The sequence below is a fragment of the Ruegeria sp. genome, from assembly GCF_965199275.1.
Lineage (GTDB): Bacteria > Pseudomonadota > Alphaproteobacteria > Rhodobacterales > Rhodobacteraceae > Ruegeria.
This window is the reverse complement of record NZ_CBDAQX010000035.1, coordinates 148772-164076: the sequence shown is the minus strand read 5'-3', so window position 1 is coordinate 164076 and position 15305 is coordinate 148772. Positions and strand designations below refer to the sequence as shown.

The following is a 15305-nucleotide window of genomic DNA, read 5'->3' as shown; positions in this document are numbered from 1 at the left end:
TTTGGCAACCAAGGCATAATAATATCAATGACTTATACGAAAAAATGTCGGAAGTCAGGAAAAATGCCAAGTTCTGAGTTGTTTCCCGTATTACGGAGTGTATCCAAACCATGCCGACCAATGTTTTCGGCGCGTTCCGAACCGATACTGATCTGTCTGCAAATGACGTTACCTTCGATCCGACAGGCGTTGTCTTCGAGATTTCGGCCTACAGCCAGATCACCATCGAGGATGGGGCCGACGCTACAATCATCGATGGTGATGACCAGAACAACGAGTTTCCAAACGATCCAACGCAGACCTTCAACGGCAATGTGATCTTCTGGGACTTTACCATCGAAGTCACTGACGGCACCAATACGTACCAGATCGGTATTTTCGACTATGACATCGACGGCAAAGGAAACTCGAACGTCATCAATGCGGAATCCGGTTTCTTCATTGGGTTTCTTGATGGCTCTGTTCCACCGCTGAACACACCTCTGACGGTCAACGGGGTTATCGATAACGGCCCCGATATTGATGTTGATACGGTTGTGCCGTGTTTCGTTTCGGGCACTTTGATCGAAACACCTGATGGCCCACGATTGATTGACGATCTGAACCCAGGTGATTTGGTTCTCACTCAGGATAACGGTGCTCAACCGATCCGTTGGATCGGCACGCAGGACCTCGACAAAATAGATCTGACGCTGAAACCCAAGCTAAGGCCAATCCATATCGCGCAGGGTGCTTTGGGACAGGGCGTTCCTGCGCGTGATCTGTGTGTCTCGCCACAACACCGCATGCTGGTCAGGTCAGCCATTGCTGAGCGCATGTTTGCCAAAGATGAGGTCTTTGTTCCGGCTTGCAAACTGCTCGATCTGCCCGGTGTTTCAGTTCAGACGGGAGGCGCGACGGTTACGTATATCCATCTTCTGCTCGACCGCCATGAGGTCATCTTTGCCGAGGGCGCGCCGACGGAAAGCCTGTTCACCGGTCCCGAAGCACTTAGGGCGATCGGGAAGGATGGGGTCGAAGAATTAAGGCAAATTTTCCCGCAACTCTTTGTCAGTAGCCACCAACCAGAACCCGCACGTCTGGTCCCTAGACGTGGGCGCCAAATGCGCAATCTGGTGCAGCGTCACGTGAAAAACGGTAAGTCAGTGGTTCAAAGAAAGGCTCAGGCTAGCAGGGGCGGATGACATCTCGTTAAGGCGCGGTTTTTCGTTTGCACGGCTCATTTCCCTGTCGAGAACATTCTGAATTGTCCGGTGTAGGTAACATGCCAATTGTCCGCTTCAGTTGATTGCGCGGTGGCCCAATTCGGAGGGAGCCGTAGGCGACCGTAGATTTGGGCCACCGCGTTCGCGCCACGTCGAAGCGGGTCACGCGACTTTGTGTTTGCTATCCTCCTGTGTGATGGGTGATCCGTCAGGCTGGTAGCGGCCAATGCATCTCGGGCCGTGGAAGATGACCAGTTGACCATCGGGGTATTCGTGGACCCTGACCTTCGCCTTGACGAAATGATGACGGTGCCTGTCTGCCGCGATCTGCATGACCAGGCCCTTGTAGCGCACCGTATTGTCGTTGCCGACGACGCGGTCTTCCTGCACACACAGGGTGTCGCGCACATTGCCTGTAAACGGCACGAAGGCCGAGGTCGTATCCTCCGGCTCCTTTGCAAACAGGGCATTGTGTTCGGGAAGATAGACCTCTTTCAGGAACTGATTGGCCTCTTCAATGGTTGTGATCCCATGGGACCGCAGTTCCTGCGGCAATCGGTTCTGGAACGTGCCAAACATGCGTTCAGACCGTCCACGGGCCTGCGGTGAATAGGCCGGGATCAGCTCAATGCCGAGTTGCTGCAAGGCGCGCCCGACCTGGGTCAGATTGTCCTTGTCCACTTTGCCGCCCGCTTCGGGCGTATGCCAGTAATGAGAGCCCCGATCGGCATAGAGCGAGCAAAACAGACCTTGCGCCTCGATCACCTCTGTCAGCCCCTGAAAACTGCTCATCGTCCCTTCTTCCTCGACAAAGAATGCCGAATAAACCCGGTTGGTGGCATCGTCCATGGTGACGATCAGATCCCACCACTGACCCGGAACCCATTCATGGCTGGAGCCGTCCTGATGCAACATCATGCCAACCATCGGACGGCGGGGCCGCTTGCGCCGATGGGCACCTCGTCGGGGTGCTGCCTGAACCCGGCCGTGGCGCTGCAGTGTAAGCCGCACCCAGTTGTAGCTCTGTGTGAAACCATGGTGGGCCACCAGCTTCTCGTGGAAATGCTTCGGCGTGTAATCCCAGTACTTGGTATCAAACAGTTCAAGCATCTCCATGACCTTATCCGTGGCAACACGATTGTTGGCCAGTTTGCCAAGCCGACGGTCGTACAGACCTTCTGCACCATCCGCCTCAAATCGATCCTCCCAACGCCTGACGGTGCGCACGGATACACCCAGTATCTCAGCCGCCTGTTCTTGCGTCAGCTTGTTCGCGCTTCGCCGCGAATACACATCTTCAAACTTCATCAGTCGAACTTCCTGTAACACTTCTGCTCGGTTCATAACGCCTCCTCTCAGAGACAGAATAGAACCGGACAGATCGCATGTTACATACACCGGACATATCGCGTGTTAGCGACAATTTCCCTAGCCCAAACGCCAATTTCACTGTAGACTCTCAAACAGATCCCGAAAACGGGACGCGAGTGAGGCAGTAAGTGGCGGTATCTCATGACTGAGATGGTGTATGGCGCGGTCCAGGACCAGCGCGGGGAACCGATTCTACCGAAGTGGTGGCGGACGATTGATCGCTGGACGATGTCCTGCGTGCTGATTCTGTTTGTCATCGGATTGTTGCTGGGGTTGGCCTCGTCGCCGCCTCTGGCCGGGCGTAACGGGTTTGATCCCTTCCACTATGTCGAACGGCAGGCTCTTTTCGGCGGATTGGCGCTGATCGCGATGCTGCTGACCTCGATGATGTCGCCGACACTGGTGCGCCGTCTAGCGGTGCTGGGCTTCCTTGGGGCCTTCGTGGCGCTGGCGTTCCTGCCGGTCTTCGGGACGGATTTCGGAAAAGGGGCTGTGCGCTGGTACTCGCTGGGCTTCGCCTCATTGCAACCGTCCGAGTTTCTCAAGCCCGGATTTGTGGTCGTTGCGGCGTGGCTGCTGGCGGCCTCGCAAGAGATCAATGGCCCTCCGGGGCGGTTGTGGTCCTTTGCGCTGTGTATGGCGATTGTCGGCATGCTGGTGATGCAGCCTGATTTCGGGCAAGCCTGCCTGATCCTGTTCGGCTGGGGCGTGATGTATTTCGTTGCCGGAGCGCCGATGCTTTTGCTGGTTGGCATGGCCGGAGTGGTCGTTCTGGGCGGAATGTTTGCATATTCCAACTCGGACCACTTTGCCCGCCGCATTGACGGGTTTCTGAACCAAGAGGTCGATCCGACCACTCAGCTCGGCTATGCCACCAATGCCATCCGCGAGGGCGGTTTGTTTGGTGTCGGAGTGGGGGAGGGGCAGGTCAAATGGTCTCTGCCTGATGCGCATACGGATTTCATCATCGCTGTGGCGGCCGAGGAATATGGGCTGATCCTGGTGCTGATCATCATCGCCCTTTATTCGATTATCGTTGTGCGCTCGCTGATGCGCCTGATGCGTGAGCGGGATATGTTCATCCGTCTGGCTGGCACCGGGTTGGCCTGCATGTTTGGCGTTCAGGCGATGATCAATATGGGTGTGGCCGTGCGCCTGTTGCCTGCAAAGGGCATGACGCTGCCCTTTGTCAGCTATGGCGGCTCATCCCTGATCGCGGGCGGTATTGCGGTCGGCATGTTGCTGGCCTTCACCCGCTCGCGCCCACAGGGTGAGCTTGGTGATATTCTGCGCGGACGAGGCTGATGGGCAAACCTTACCTGTTGATTGCGGCTGGCGGCACCGGGGGCCACATGTTCCCGGCGCAGGCTCTGGCCGAAGCGATGCTGCAAAAAGGCTGGCGCGTGCGTCTGTCGACCGATCCGCGGGGCGCTCGCTATACTGGGGGCTTCCCGCACACGACCGAGATTGTTGAGGCGTCCTCGGCCACGTTCGCACGCGGCGGTCTGGCCGCAAAAGCGCTGGTGGGGCCTAAGATTGTAGGCGGTGTGACCAGCATGGCGATGCAGATGTTGCGCGACCGTCCGGACGTGGTTGTGGGCTTTGGCGGCTATCCGTCGATCCCGGCGCTGGGCGCGGCAACGCTGCTGAAACTGCCGCGCATGATCCATGAACAGAACGGCGTTTTGGGGCGTGTGAACCAGCTTTTCGCCACTCGCGTGGCCCAAGTGGCTTGCGGTGTTTGGCCGACCGATCTGCCCGAAGGGTCCAGCGGCATTCACACCGGTAACCCGGTCCGGGCTTCGGTGCTGGAGCGGGCCGGTGCGCCCTATATCCCACCCGGCGAATATCCGATGTCGGTTCTGGTGATGGGCGGCAGTCAGGGTGCGTGTATCCTCAGCGACGTGGTGCCCGAGGCAATTGCCGCTTTGCCCGAATTTCTGCGCGGCTTCATCCGCGTCTCGCATCAGGCCCGCGATGAGGATGGTGAGCGTGTCACGGCCTTCTACGCCGATCACGGTATTCGCGCCGATGTGCAACCGTTCTTTGACGACGTTCCGCGCCGCATGTCGGATGCACAGCTTGTCATCAGCCGTTCGGGCGCATCGAGCGTGGCCGATATCTCGGTCATCGGTCGCCCGTCGATCCTGATCCCTTTCGCCGCCGCCGCAGGCGATCACCAAACCGCCAATGCCCGAGGGCTGGTGCAGGCGGGTGGGGCGATCATGATCCCCGAAAAGGCGCTTGACGTTCCCTCATTGACCGAGCAAATGACCACGGTTTTGACCAACCCCGAAGCCGCACAGAAAATGGCCCATGCCGCCCTCTCGACCGGAGCCCCCGACGCCACCGAGCGTCTGGTCGCACTTGTCGAGCAACTGGCGCAGAAGGAGACCACATGAACCCCGCAACCAAACTGCCGCAGGACGTAGGACCGATCCATTTCGTTGGGATCGGAGGGATCGGGATGTCGGGGATCGCCGAGGTGTTGCTGAACCTTGGCTACCGGGTGCAGGGGTCGGATCTGAAGGCCTCGAAAATCACGGACCGGCTGGCGTCTCTGGGGGCCGAGATCTTTGTAGGGCAGAAGGCCGAGAACCTGCAGAACGCCGCCGTGGTCGTCACCTCGACCGCGATCAAGCCGGGCAACCCGGAACTGGACGAAGCGCGCGCGCAGGGCCTGCCGGTCGTCCGTCGCGCTGACATGCTGGCGGAACTGATGCGACTACGCTCGAACATCGCCATCGCCGGGACGCATGGCAAAACCACCACGACCACGATGATGGCCGAACTGATGGTCGCGGGCGATTTCGACCCCACCGTCATCAATGGCGGTATCATCCACGCCTATGGCTCGAACGCGCGGATGGGGCAGGGCGAATGGATGGTGGTCGAGGCCGACGAATCCGACGGCTCGTTCAACCGTCTGCCCGCAACCATCGCCATCGTCACCAATATCGACCCCGAGCATATGGAGCATTGGGGAGATTTCGACAGGTTGCGCGATGGGTTCTATGAGTTCGTTTCGAACCTGCCCTTCTACGGTCTGGCGGTCTGCTGCACGGATCATGCCGAGGTTCAGGCTCTGGTCGGGCGCATTACCGACCGCCGCGTGCGCACTTATGGTTTCAACGCGCAGGCCGACGTGCGGGCCGAGAACCTGACCTACAAAGGCGGCGTCGCGCATTTCGACATTCACCTGCAATACGAAGACACGGTGATCGAGGGCTGCACCTTGCCAATGCCCGGCGACCACAACGTCTCGAACGCTTTGTCGGCTGTGGCCGTGGCGCGTCATCTGGGCATGAAAGCATCCGAAATCCGCGAGGCTCTGGCCAATTTTGGTGGCGTCAACCGCCGCTTCACCAAGGTCGGAGAGATCGACGGTGTCACCATCATCGACGACTACGGCCACCACCCGGTCGAAATCGCCGCCGTTCTGAAAGCGGCCCGCCAAGCGACCGAGGGCCGCGTGATCGCCGTTCACCAGCCGCACCGCTATTCGCGCCTGTCCAACCTGTTCGATGACTTCTGCACCTGCTTCAACGACGCTGACGTGGTCGCCATCGCCGATATCTTCGCCGCCGGAGAAGACCCGATCGAGGGCGCCTCGCGCGATGATCTGGTGCAGGGCCTCCTCCGTCACGGCCACCGCCATGCGCGGGCCTTGTTGGACGAAAACGATCTGGAGCGTCTGGTCCGCGGACAAGCCCGCCCCGGTGACATGGTCGTGTGTCTAGGCGCCGGGACGATCAGTGCATGGGCGAACGGGTTGCCGGAGCGGTTGCAACGAAAACAGGCTGTTTGACGGCTGATCTTATTTGCTGCACAACCTATCGGTGTGAACCCACCATTTCACCACAATTTTGGCCTGCTCACCTTGCATAGTTTGTTTGATACCTCTCATTAGCGACGTTAATACAGTTTGTTACAGATCACCGCAAGACAGATTTATGTGCATTGCATATATGATTTTGGGGCGTGCTTTGGGGCCAGAAGTTGCATTTTCGGAACATTAACTATGCATGTTTGTGTCTGTCATGTTACTGTTTTGCGCTGTTCGGGGCTTACGATTGCATATAGGTACTATGTAAAGCATAGTGGTTTTTGTGTAATGTCGCTGCTCTTAAAGGTGCTATACACATAGTGTATCTTGCTTGCACATACCGGGATCGTGCGATGTCAGACAGGTCAGTCAGAAAGCAACGGGTGATCAACGCCACCGACAGCGAGTGGGACATTGTCCGGGCGCGGGCCAAAGCCGCGCGGCTCTCGGCAAGCGGCTATGTGGTCCGGCGCGCCTTGTCTGCCGAAGTCTCCGACGGCCCTTCGCTCACCACGCTGTCGGCGCGGCTTGAGCGGATCGAGACCGCCCTGCTGACACTGTGCGAAGTGGAACGGGTACGATTGGCGGAGCGCGGGGAAGAGGAGGGCTGGACAGCAGCCCTGCGACGGGTCGCGATGCAGCAGCGCACGGACCCGACCCGACCTGTCCCGACCCCTGCGGGCGGTTCAGGGGAAGGCGCTTCGGGATGAAGAGGGGACGACCGGTTTATTGCAAGACCCCCGGCGACTGGGATCGGATCAGGATGCGGGCGGCGTCGGTTGGCAAGAGTGTTTCGGAATTCGTGATGACCTGCGCCCTGCATGACAGCGCCCCGCCATCCGCAAGCGCGCTTGTCCTCACCCCCAAGGAGCAGCGCGATCTGGTGCGCAGGATCGATGCGCTGGAACTGTGTTTTCGCAATCTGCTGGACGGCAGGGATGATGGGGGGCCTTCCATGGTCGATGAGGTCACGCTTCTCTATGTCATGCAAGGCGAAGAATGAGCGTAACAGCGAAAGAGGCGCAGGAATGACGCAGGCAGAATGACACGGGCAGGAAACAAGCGGGCAGAGAAAAGGACTTTCTACATTTCCTGCACCGACAGCGATTGGGAAGAGGCGAAACGGCGGGCGTCCAGAGCCGGGATGAAAACCTCGCCCTATCTCGTCCTGACTTCCGACATTTTTTCGTATAAGTCATTGATATTATTATGCCTTGGTTGCCAAAAGGCACTACACGGACTTTTTTCGCCAGCGATTGTTTCGGAGTGTTGAGGGAGCTCAGGCTTTGGTCTGGCCAGTTTTTCGGGTGCGCCCGGGGGGTATCTTGAAAGGGGCTTCGTTCCAGGTCAGGCCGACGCAGGTGAGGATGCGTCTGGCATCGACCGTGGCATGGCTTGGCATGCCGTAGCGGTCAGGGGTGCCTTTGTGGCGCAGGATCGAGAGCTGCAATGCGTTCAACTCGTTGCGGATACGAGCCGGGCTCATCGGGTGTCCGAGCAGGTCCAGATGCTTGCGCAGGTGCTGCAGGCAGCAGAAGGCCATGTAGCAGATGGCGATATGGGCCCGGACCCGACGCGGCGACCAGTGATAGATGGGCCGGATTTTCAGATCGTGCTTGTTGGTGCGGAAGCAGGCTTCGATCTCCCACAACTGGTGATAGCGGGCAATGACGTCCTGTGCCTCCAGTTCGTCCGCACCATGAACAACAATGGCATGCAGCCCGTCCCATTGTGCCGCTGCCTTGATCTTTGCATCATCCAGCGTGACGTCCCCGCTGTCGGGGAAGGCCAGGAAGCGGCCATATCCCCGGCTGCTGAAGCTGCCGGGTTTGCGAGAGCGCTTGAGCTTCTTGTGCAGCTTTTCGATTGCCTTGTCGCGCTTGTGGGCATCATTGCGTGCCCGGGTGGGTGACCAGGTCACAATGACCCGCGCTCCCTCCTGGTCGATCACCTTGTACCAGCCCTTCTCGGTTGCCTCTTCAGAACCGTGTCCAGCCCAAGGCTGGCGTCCCTCCGGGCTCAAAATGTTCGCCTTCACGGCGGCCGGGGCGGACTTCATGCGATAGCCGAGGATGTAGGGCAGACCCTTGTTCTGCAACATCTGCTGGTTGTCCTTGCTGAGCATGGCGGCATCGGCCACGAACGTGACCCTGGCCACGTCGAAGCGTCCCTCCAACGCCTTCAGCGCAGCTTCCAGCGTATGACCTTCCCAGGTGTTTCCCGGGAAGAGTTCATAGCCCACAGGCAGCCCATCGGAGGTGACGATCAGCGCCAGCATGACCTGAGCGCGGTGATGCTTGCCATCCTTGCTGAAGCCCTTGGCCAGAAGATGATCCTGCTCGACCCCGTCCGCATCCTCGGCCGGGTCCTCGCGCTCGGTGTCAAAGGCCAGGGTCGTGCAATCGTAGAACAGCACGGTCACTGGCCCGCCCAGCAACTTCTCTGCCGCCGCGTGAGAGGTTTTGCAAATCCCGTCTATCACCGGCGTATTGATGTAATCCATGCTCCGATAGACCACGTCCAGATTGAGCGTGATGCCTGCCTGGTTCTCCAACGCCTCCACGGTCGCGCGCTTGCTCTCGGGCTGTGCGATCCGCGCCATAACCAGCTCTTTCACAATGCGATTGGCACTTTTACGCGCCGCCCCCAGAAGGGCCCCCCAACCCAGTTGGTCATACATCGTCCCCATGACATCCCGCAGACCCAGAGAGACCCGCGCCTCCTCACGGCACTCGGCAAGATCAACGCCAAGCTTGTCCGGCCGCGGAGCGCGGCGCACCAGCGCCTGCAGATCGGCATATTCCGTGGGCGTGAACAGTTCCATTTGCGGCGAGCGATCAATGCGTAATTGCTCCATCAAGCGGCCCGCCAGACGCTTGATATCCTCAATCTCGCTGTCGTTATGGGCCACACCCACATGGCGCAGGATCTTCTGGCGTACCTTGGAGCCGGTGCGGACGGATTCAACGATCTGGATCCGTGTGCGGTTGAGCTTTGCGTCATGTTTGGTGCGGATGAACATGGGCGAAGAGGTTAGCCATCTGAAGGCCCATGTCAATACTTTTTATAATAATGGGGCACTACAACGCGCCTCTGAGCAACCACACCTGAAAACAAACCAAAAACCCAGTCAGATCAACAAAAAGGTCGGAAGTCAGGAAACAAGCGGGCAGAGAAAAGGACTCCTGACTTCCGACATTTTTTCGTATAAGTCATTGATATTATTATGCCTTGGTTGCCAAAAGGCACTACACGGACTTTTTTCGCCAGCGATTGTTTCGGAGTGTTGAGGGAGCTCAGGCTTTGGTCTGGCCAGTTTTTCGGGTGCGCCCGGGGGGTATCTTGAAAGGGGCTTCGTTCCAGGTCAGGCCGACGCAGGTGAGGATGCGTCTGGCATCGACCGTGGCATGGCTTGGCATGCCGTAGCGGTCAGGGGTGCCTTTGTGGCGCAGGATCGAGAGCTGCAATGCGTTCAACTCGTTGCGGATACGAGCCGGGCTCATCGGGTGTCCGAGCAGGTCCAGATGCTTGCGCAGGTGCTGCAGGCAGCAGAAGGCCATGTAGCAGATGGCGATATGGGCCCGGACCCGACGCGGCGACCAGTGATAGATGGGCCGGATTTTCAGATCGTGCTTGTTGGTGCGGAAGCAGGCTTCGATCTCCCACAACTGGTGATAGCGGGCAATGACGTCCTGTGCCTCCAGTTCGTCCGCACCATGAACAACAATGGCATGCAGCCCGTCCCATTGTGCCGCTGCCTTGATCTTTGCATCATCCAGCGTGACGTCCCCGCTGTCGGGGAAGGCCAGGAAGCGGCCATATCCCCGGCTGCTGAAGCTGCCGGGTTTGCGAGAGCGCTTGAGCTTCTTGTGCAGCTTTTCGATTGCCTTGTCGCGCTTGTGGGCATCATTGCGTGCCCGGGTGGGTGACCAGGTCACAATGACCCGCGCTCCCTCCTGGTCGATCACCTTGTACCAGCCCTTCTCGGTTGCCTCTTCAGAACCGTGTCCAGCCCAAGGCTGGCGTCCCTCCGGGCTCAAAATGTTCGCCTTCACGGCGGCCGGGGCGGACTTCATGCGATAGCCGAGGATGTAGGGCAGACCCTTGTTCTGCAACATCTGCTGGTTGTCCTTGCTGAGCATGGCGGCATCGGCCACGAACGTGACCCTGGCCACGTCGAAGCGTCCCTCCAACGCCTTCAGCGCAGCTTCCAGCGTATGACCTTCCCAGGTGTTTCCCGGGAAGAGTTCATAGCCCACAGGCAGCCCATCGGAGGTGACGATCAGCGCCAGCATGACCTGAGCGCGGTGATGCTTGCCATCCTTGCTGAAGCCCTTGGCCAGAAGATGATCCTGCTCGACCCCGTCCGCATCCTCGGCCGGGTCCTCGCGCTCGGTGTCAAAGGCTAGGGTCGTGCAATCGTAGAACAGCACGGTCACTGGCCCGCCCAGCAACTTCTCTGCCGCCGCGTGAGAGGTTTTGCAAATCCCGTCTATCACCGGCGTATTGATGTAATCCATGCTCCGATAGACCACGTCCAGATTGAGCGTGATGCCTGCCTGGTTCTCCAACGCCTCCACGGTCGCGCGCTTGCTCTCGGGCTGTGCGATCCGCGCCATAACCAGCTCTTTCACAATGCGATTGGCACTTTTACGCGCCGCCCCCAGAAGGGCCCCCCAACCCAGTTGGTCATACATCGTCCCCATGACATCCCGCAGACCCAGAGAGACCCGCGCCTCCTCACGGCACTCGGCAAGATCAACGCCAAGCTTGTCCGGCCGCGGAGCGCGGCGCACCAGCGCCTGCAGATCGGCATATTCCGTGGGCGTGAACAGTTCCATTTGCGGCGAGCGATCAATGCGTAATTGCTCCATCAAGCGGCCCGCCAGACGCTTGATATCCTCAATCTCGCTGTCGTTATGGGCCACACCCACATGGCGCAGGATCTTCTGGCGTACCTTGGAGCCGGTGCGGACGGATTCAACGATCTGGATCCGTGTGCGGTTGAGCTTTGCGTCATGTTTGGTGCGGATGAACATGGGCGAAGAGGTTAGCCATCTGAAGGCCCATGTCAATACTTTTTATAATAATGGGGCACTACAACGCGCCTCTGAGCAACCACACCTGAAAACAAACCAAAAACCCAGTCAGATCAACAAAAAGGTCGGAAGTCAGGAAAAAGGTCGGAAGTCAGGAAACAAGCGGGCAGAGAAAAGGACTTTCTACATTTCCTGCACCGACAGCGATTGGGAAGAGGCGAAACGGCGGGCGTCCAGAGCCGGGATGAAAACCTCGCCCTATCTCGTGGAGCGCGCGCTCACTGCGGACCTGTCGATCTTCGGCGCGCGTCCGCAGCCCCTGGTGCTGAGTGCGCAAGACCAGCGGGCCATGTCCGCCCGGATCGAGGCCCTGATGGACATGCTCGACCTGTCTCCCGACTGGATGGAAAGACTTGGCAACCAGATTGCATTCCTGCGCGATGCGAAGGTAACGGAACTGATTGCCGAGGGCCGGTACGACGCGCTTTTCCTCGCCTTTGAGAAGCTCTTCGGGCCGGACCGGGCGCAAGCCCTTCTGGCAAGGGCTGTGAAGGAGTGGCACGGCGCGAAATCGGTCGAGGTAAAAGTGCATGGCCCGAAACAGCGGATGTGATGCGGGCTGGTGATCCGCGCGGGCCGGGGCGGTCGTTGCGGAATCTGATGACATCCGCCCACCCATTCTGAACACATCCGGCCACCCCTTTTTTGGTCTTTCTGGTATAGGGTCGCATAGCTTGCGCCGATTTGATTTCAGGCGACGCTGGCTCCCTGTGTTTGCCCTGCACGGACATGTCGGCGCGTAATGACCCACTGGCACCCGTGCGGCAGGGCACGGCCCATGGGCCGGAACCGGGCCTGCGGCAAGGATACCGGGGGATACCGGGGTCGCGCCGGGTTGCAACCGGGTGTGCGGGCCGCAAGGACCTACATCCCGAAGTCGAGCCCCATGGAGCGCGACGGGCCGCGCCCTCTGCGCAGGGACCGTTCACGCGCCCGCCGCGCGATGTCCCGCTCTACGGTCCTGGCATGTTCGGCCTCGACCTGCGTCCTGACAGGTGCATCGCGCTTGATGATCTCCGAGACCGAGGCCGCCGTTTGGCGCAAACGTTCCTCCAGCCCCGGAACCCTGTCGAGATGGGGGCCGTACCTCTCGCGGTCGTTCAACATGCGCCGGACGCTTTCGAGATTTTTCTGCGTGTCGCGTTGCCACCAGTGGTAGGGATGCATCTCCGACACGAAGCGCTCCCCGCCCTCCTGCCGCTGCTGCAGCGCTTTGGTGAGGTCGCTGTCAAGGGCGTGCACCGCGAACTCCGCAGCACCCATGTCGTCACGCACCGCCCGTTCGTTGCGTGCCAGCGTGTTGCCGCCCGGCCCCGCGACCATCCATTCGCCCAGCCCTTCAAAGACCCTGTCATAGCCCTCCACGAAATACCTGTGGCACCCCCGCGCATCCGCCGTGTCGTTGATCTGCTCCAATAGCCCGAGACGCCAGGCCTCGAGACCGCAACCGTCCAGCGCGGATGTGATGCGCTCCAGCATCTTCCCCAGCGTCTTGCGGTCCTGCGGTGCCAGCAACGCATCTTCCATCAGGCGCGTTCCCTTCTCGATCACGTTCGGGGCAGCCCTTGCCCAGCGTCCGTAGCCGGTGAGAAGGCTTCGGTCGAGCGGCGTATCCGGGCGCCATGTCGCGGCCCGCATGAGGACGGTCCGCCGCCTGATGTCGAACGCGATCACCGCATCCAGGTCCTGCCGCACCCGGCGATACCGCGCCGCCAGTTCCGGCAGGGCCGCAAGGTCCGGGGGCAAGTCGTGCGCGAAGCCGGTGAGCCGTTCCATGAAGTGATCGAACCCTCCGAGCTGGAACGGATGACACCCCTGCCGCTTCGCCTCCGCTTCCCGCATCTTCCAGCTTCTGCGAAGGTCCTGCGCCCGCTCTTCCACGCTGCGCCTTTTCCTGACTTCCGACCTTTTTGTTGATCTGACTGGGTTTTTGGTTTGTTTTCAGGTGTGGTTGCTCAGAGGCGCGTTGTAGTGCCCCATTATTATAAAAAGTATTGACATGGGCCTTCAGATGGCTAACCTCTTCGCCCATGTTCATCCGCACCAAACATGACGCAAAGCTCAACCGCACACGGATCCAGATCGTTGAATCCGTCCGCACCGGCTCCAAGGTACGCCAGAAGATCCTGCGCCATGTGGGTGTGGCCCATAACGACAGCGAGATTGAGGATATCAAGCGTCTGGCGGGCCGCTTGATGGAGCAATTACGCATTGATCGCTCGCCGCAAATGGAACTGTTCACGCCCACGGAATATGCCGATCTGCAGGCGCTGGTGCGCCGCGCTCCGCGGCCGGACAAGCTTGGCGTTGATCTTGCCGAGTGCCGTGAGGAGGCGCGGGTCTCTCTGGGTCTGCGGGATGTCATGGGGACGATGTATGACCAACTGGGTTGGGGGGCCCTTCTGGGGGCGGCGCGTAAAAGTGCCAATCGCATTGTGAAAGAGCTGGTTATGGCGCGGATCGCACAGCCCGAGAGCAAGCGCGCGACCGTGGAGGCGTTGGAGAACCAGGCAGGCATCACGCTCAATCTGGACGTGGTCTATCGGAGCATGGATTACATCAATACGCCGGTGATAGACGGGATTTGCAAAACCTCTCACGCGGCGGCAGAGAAGTTGCTGGGCGGGCCAGTGACCGTGCTGTTCTACGATTGCACGACCCTGGCCTTTGACACCGAGCGCGAGGACCCGGCCGAGGATGCGGACGGGGTCGAGCAGGATCATCTTCTGGCCAAGGGCTTCAGCAAGGATGGCAAGCATCACCGCGCTCAGGTCATGCTGGCGCTGATCGTCACCTCCGATGGGCTGCCTGTGGGCTATGAACTCTTCCCGGGAAACACCTGGGAAGGTCATACGCTGGAAGCTGCGCTGAAGGCGTTGGAGGGACGCTTCGACGTGGCCAGGGTCACGTTCGTGGCCGATGCCGCCATGCTCAGCAAGGACAACCAGCAGATGTTGCAGAACAAGGGTCTGCCCTACATCCTCGGCTATCGCATGAAGTCCGCCCCGGCCGCCGTGAAGGCGAACATTTTGAGCCCGGAGGGACGCCAGCCTTGGGCTGGACACGGTTCTGAAGAGGCAACCGAGAAGGGCTGGTACAAGGTGATCGACCAGGAGGGAGCGCGGGTCATTGTGACCTGGTCACCCACCCGGGCACGCAATGATGCCCACAAGCGCGACAAGGCAATCGAAAAGCTGCACAAGAAGCTCAAGCGCTCTCGCAAACCCGGCAGCTTCAGCAGCCGGGGATATGGCCGCTTCCTGGCCTTCCCCGACAGCGGGGACGTCACGCTGGATGATGCAAAGATCAAGGCAGCGGCACAATGGGACGGGCTGCATGCCATTGTTGTTCATGGTGCGGACGAACTGGAGGCACAGGACGTCATTGCCCGCTATCACCAGTTGTGGGAGATCGAAGCCTGCTTCCGCACCAACAAGCACGATCTGAAAATCCGGCCCATCTATCACTGGTCGCCGCGTCGGGTCCGGGCCCATATCGCCATCTGCTACATGGCCTTCTGCTGCCTGCAGCACCTGCGCAAGCATCTGGACCTGCTCGGACACCCGATGAGCCCGGCTCGTATCCGCAACGAGTTGAACGCATTGCAGCTCTCGATCCTGCGCCACAAAGGCACCCCTGACCGCTACGGCATGCCAAGCCATGCCACGGTCGATGCCAGACGCATCCTCACCTGCGTCGGCCTGACCTGGAACGAAGCCCCTTTCAAGATACCCCCCGGGCGCACCCGAAAAACTGGCCAGACCAAAGCCTGAGCTCCCTCAACACTCCGAAACAATCGCTGGC

At 59.7% G+C, this 15305-nt stretch carries 13 protein-coding genes; 9 read left to right on the top strand and 4 right to left on the bottom strand.

Annotated features, from left to right (window positions below; translation table 11 throughout):
* Positions 1 to 110: 110 nt before the first annotated feature.
* Positions 111 to 1184 carry a Hint domain-containing protein gene (locus ACOERD_RS29405; protein WP_419741342.1) on the top strand — a complete coding sequence of 358 codons (1074 nt, stop codon included), beginning with the start codon at positions 111 to 113 and terminating at the stop codon, positions 1182 to 1184.
* A 183-nt stretch (positions 1185 to 1367) separates the two neighbouring features.
* Here ACOERD_RS29405 and ACOERD_RS29400 read toward each other — a convergent pair whose 3' ends face one another.
* Positions 1368 to 2549, bottom strand: coding sequence for an ISNCY family transposase (locus ACOERD_RS29400; RefSeq protein WP_419737631.1), 1182 nt, complete (start codon positions 2547 to 2549; stop codon positions 1368 to 1370).
* Between the two features lie 168 nt (positions 2550 to 2717).
* Here ACOERD_RS29400 and ftsW point away from each other — a divergent pair, with 168 nt between their 5' ends.
* The 5 genes from ftsW (at position 2718) to ACOERD_RS29375 (ending at position 7405) form a co-directional block, all read left to right on the top strand.
* Positions 2718 to 3881: a putative lipid II flippase FtsW gene (gene ftsW, locus ACOERD_RS29395; protein WP_170374992.1), complete on the top strand. Its 1164-nt coding sequence runs from the start codon at positions 2718 to 2720 to the stop codon at positions 3879 to 3881.
* Positions 3881 to 4978, top strand: coding sequence for a UDP-N-acetylglucosamine--N-acetylmuramyl-(pentapeptide) pyrophosphoryl-undecaprenol N-acetylglucosamine transferase (locus ACOERD_RS29390; RefSeq protein ID WP_419741341.1), 1098 nt, complete (start codon positions 3881 to 3883; stop codon positions 4976 to 4978). The genes ftsW and ACOERD_RS29390 overlap by 1 nt, the downstream gene beginning before the upstream one ends.
* A complete protein-coding gene (gene murC, locus ACOERD_RS29385; RefSeq protein WP_419741340.1) occupies positions 4975 to 6384 on the top strand; it encodes a UDP-N-acetylmuramate--L-alanine ligase in 1410 nt (469 codons plus the stop codon). The genes ACOERD_RS29390 and murC overlap by 4 nt, the downstream gene beginning before the upstream one ends.
* Positions 6385 to 6755: 371 nt before the next feature.
* On the top strand, positions 6756 to 7112 hold the full coding sequence (locus ACOERD_RS29380; protein ID WP_419737711.1) for a hypothetical protein: 357 nt from the start codon (positions 6756 to 6758) through the stop codon (positions 7110 to 7112).
* A complete protein-coding gene (locus ACOERD_RS29375; RefSeq protein ID WP_419737712.1) occupies positions 7109 to 7405 on the top strand; it encodes a hypothetical protein in 297 nt (98 codons plus the stop codon). Before ACOERD_RS29380 ends, ACOERD_RS29375 begins: the two co-directional genes overlap by 4 nt.
* 276 nt (positions 7406 to 7681) lie before the next feature.
* Here the strand turns inward: ACOERD_RS29375 and ACOERD_RS29370 are convergent, their stop codons facing one another.
* Positions 7682 to 9424 (bottom strand): IS1634 family transposase, encoded by a 1743-nt coding sequence (locus tag ACOERD_RS29370; protein ID WP_419737624.1) that lies wholly within the window; start codon positions 9422 to 9424, stop codon positions 7682 to 7684.
* On the opposite strand from ACOERD_RS29370, the gene ACOERD_RS29365 reads away from it, so the two are divergent.
* Positions 9417 to 9692, top strand: a complete 276-nt coding sequence (locus tag ACOERD_RS29365; protein ID WP_419741339.1) for a hypothetical protein — start codon at positions 9417 to 9419, stop codon at positions 9690 to 9692. The genes ACOERD_RS29370 and ACOERD_RS29365 overlap by 8 nt on opposite strands.
* A gap of 6 nt (positions 9693 to 9698) precedes the next feature.
* On the opposite strand, the gene ACOERD_RS29360 is transcribed toward ACOERD_RS29365, so the two are convergent.
* Complete coding sequence (locus ACOERD_RS29360; protein WP_419737624.1) at positions 9699 to 11441, bottom strand: IS1634 family transposase; 1743 nt, start codon at positions 11439 to 11441, stop codon at positions 9699 to 9701.
* On the opposite strand from ACOERD_RS29360, the gene ACOERD_RS29355 reads away from it, so the two are divergent.
* Positions 11434 to 12054, top strand: a complete 621-nt coding sequence (locus tag ACOERD_RS29355; RefSeq protein WP_419741338.1) for a hypothetical protein — start codon at positions 11434 to 11436, stop codon at positions 12052 to 12054. The two genes, ACOERD_RS29360 and ACOERD_RS29355, sit on opposite strands and share 8 nt — an antisense overlap.
* A 311-nt stretch (positions 12055 to 12365) precedes the next feature.
* Here the strand turns inward: ACOERD_RS29355 and ACOERD_RS29350 are convergent, their stop codons facing one another.
* Positions 12366 to 13343, bottom strand: coding sequence for a hypothetical protein (locus ACOERD_RS29350; RefSeq protein WP_419741337.1), 978 nt, complete (start codon positions 13341 to 13343; stop codon positions 12366 to 12368).
* Between the two features lie 188 nt (positions 13344 to 13531).
* Between ACOERD_RS29350 and ACOERD_RS29345 the strand changes: the two genes are divergently transcribed.
* Entirely contained in the window at positions 13532 to 15274 is a 1743-nt protein-coding gene (locus ACOERD_RS29345) for an IS1634 family transposase (RefSeq protein ID WP_419737624.1), read from the top strand.
* The last annotated feature ends 31 nt before the right edge of the window (positions 15275 to 15305 follow it).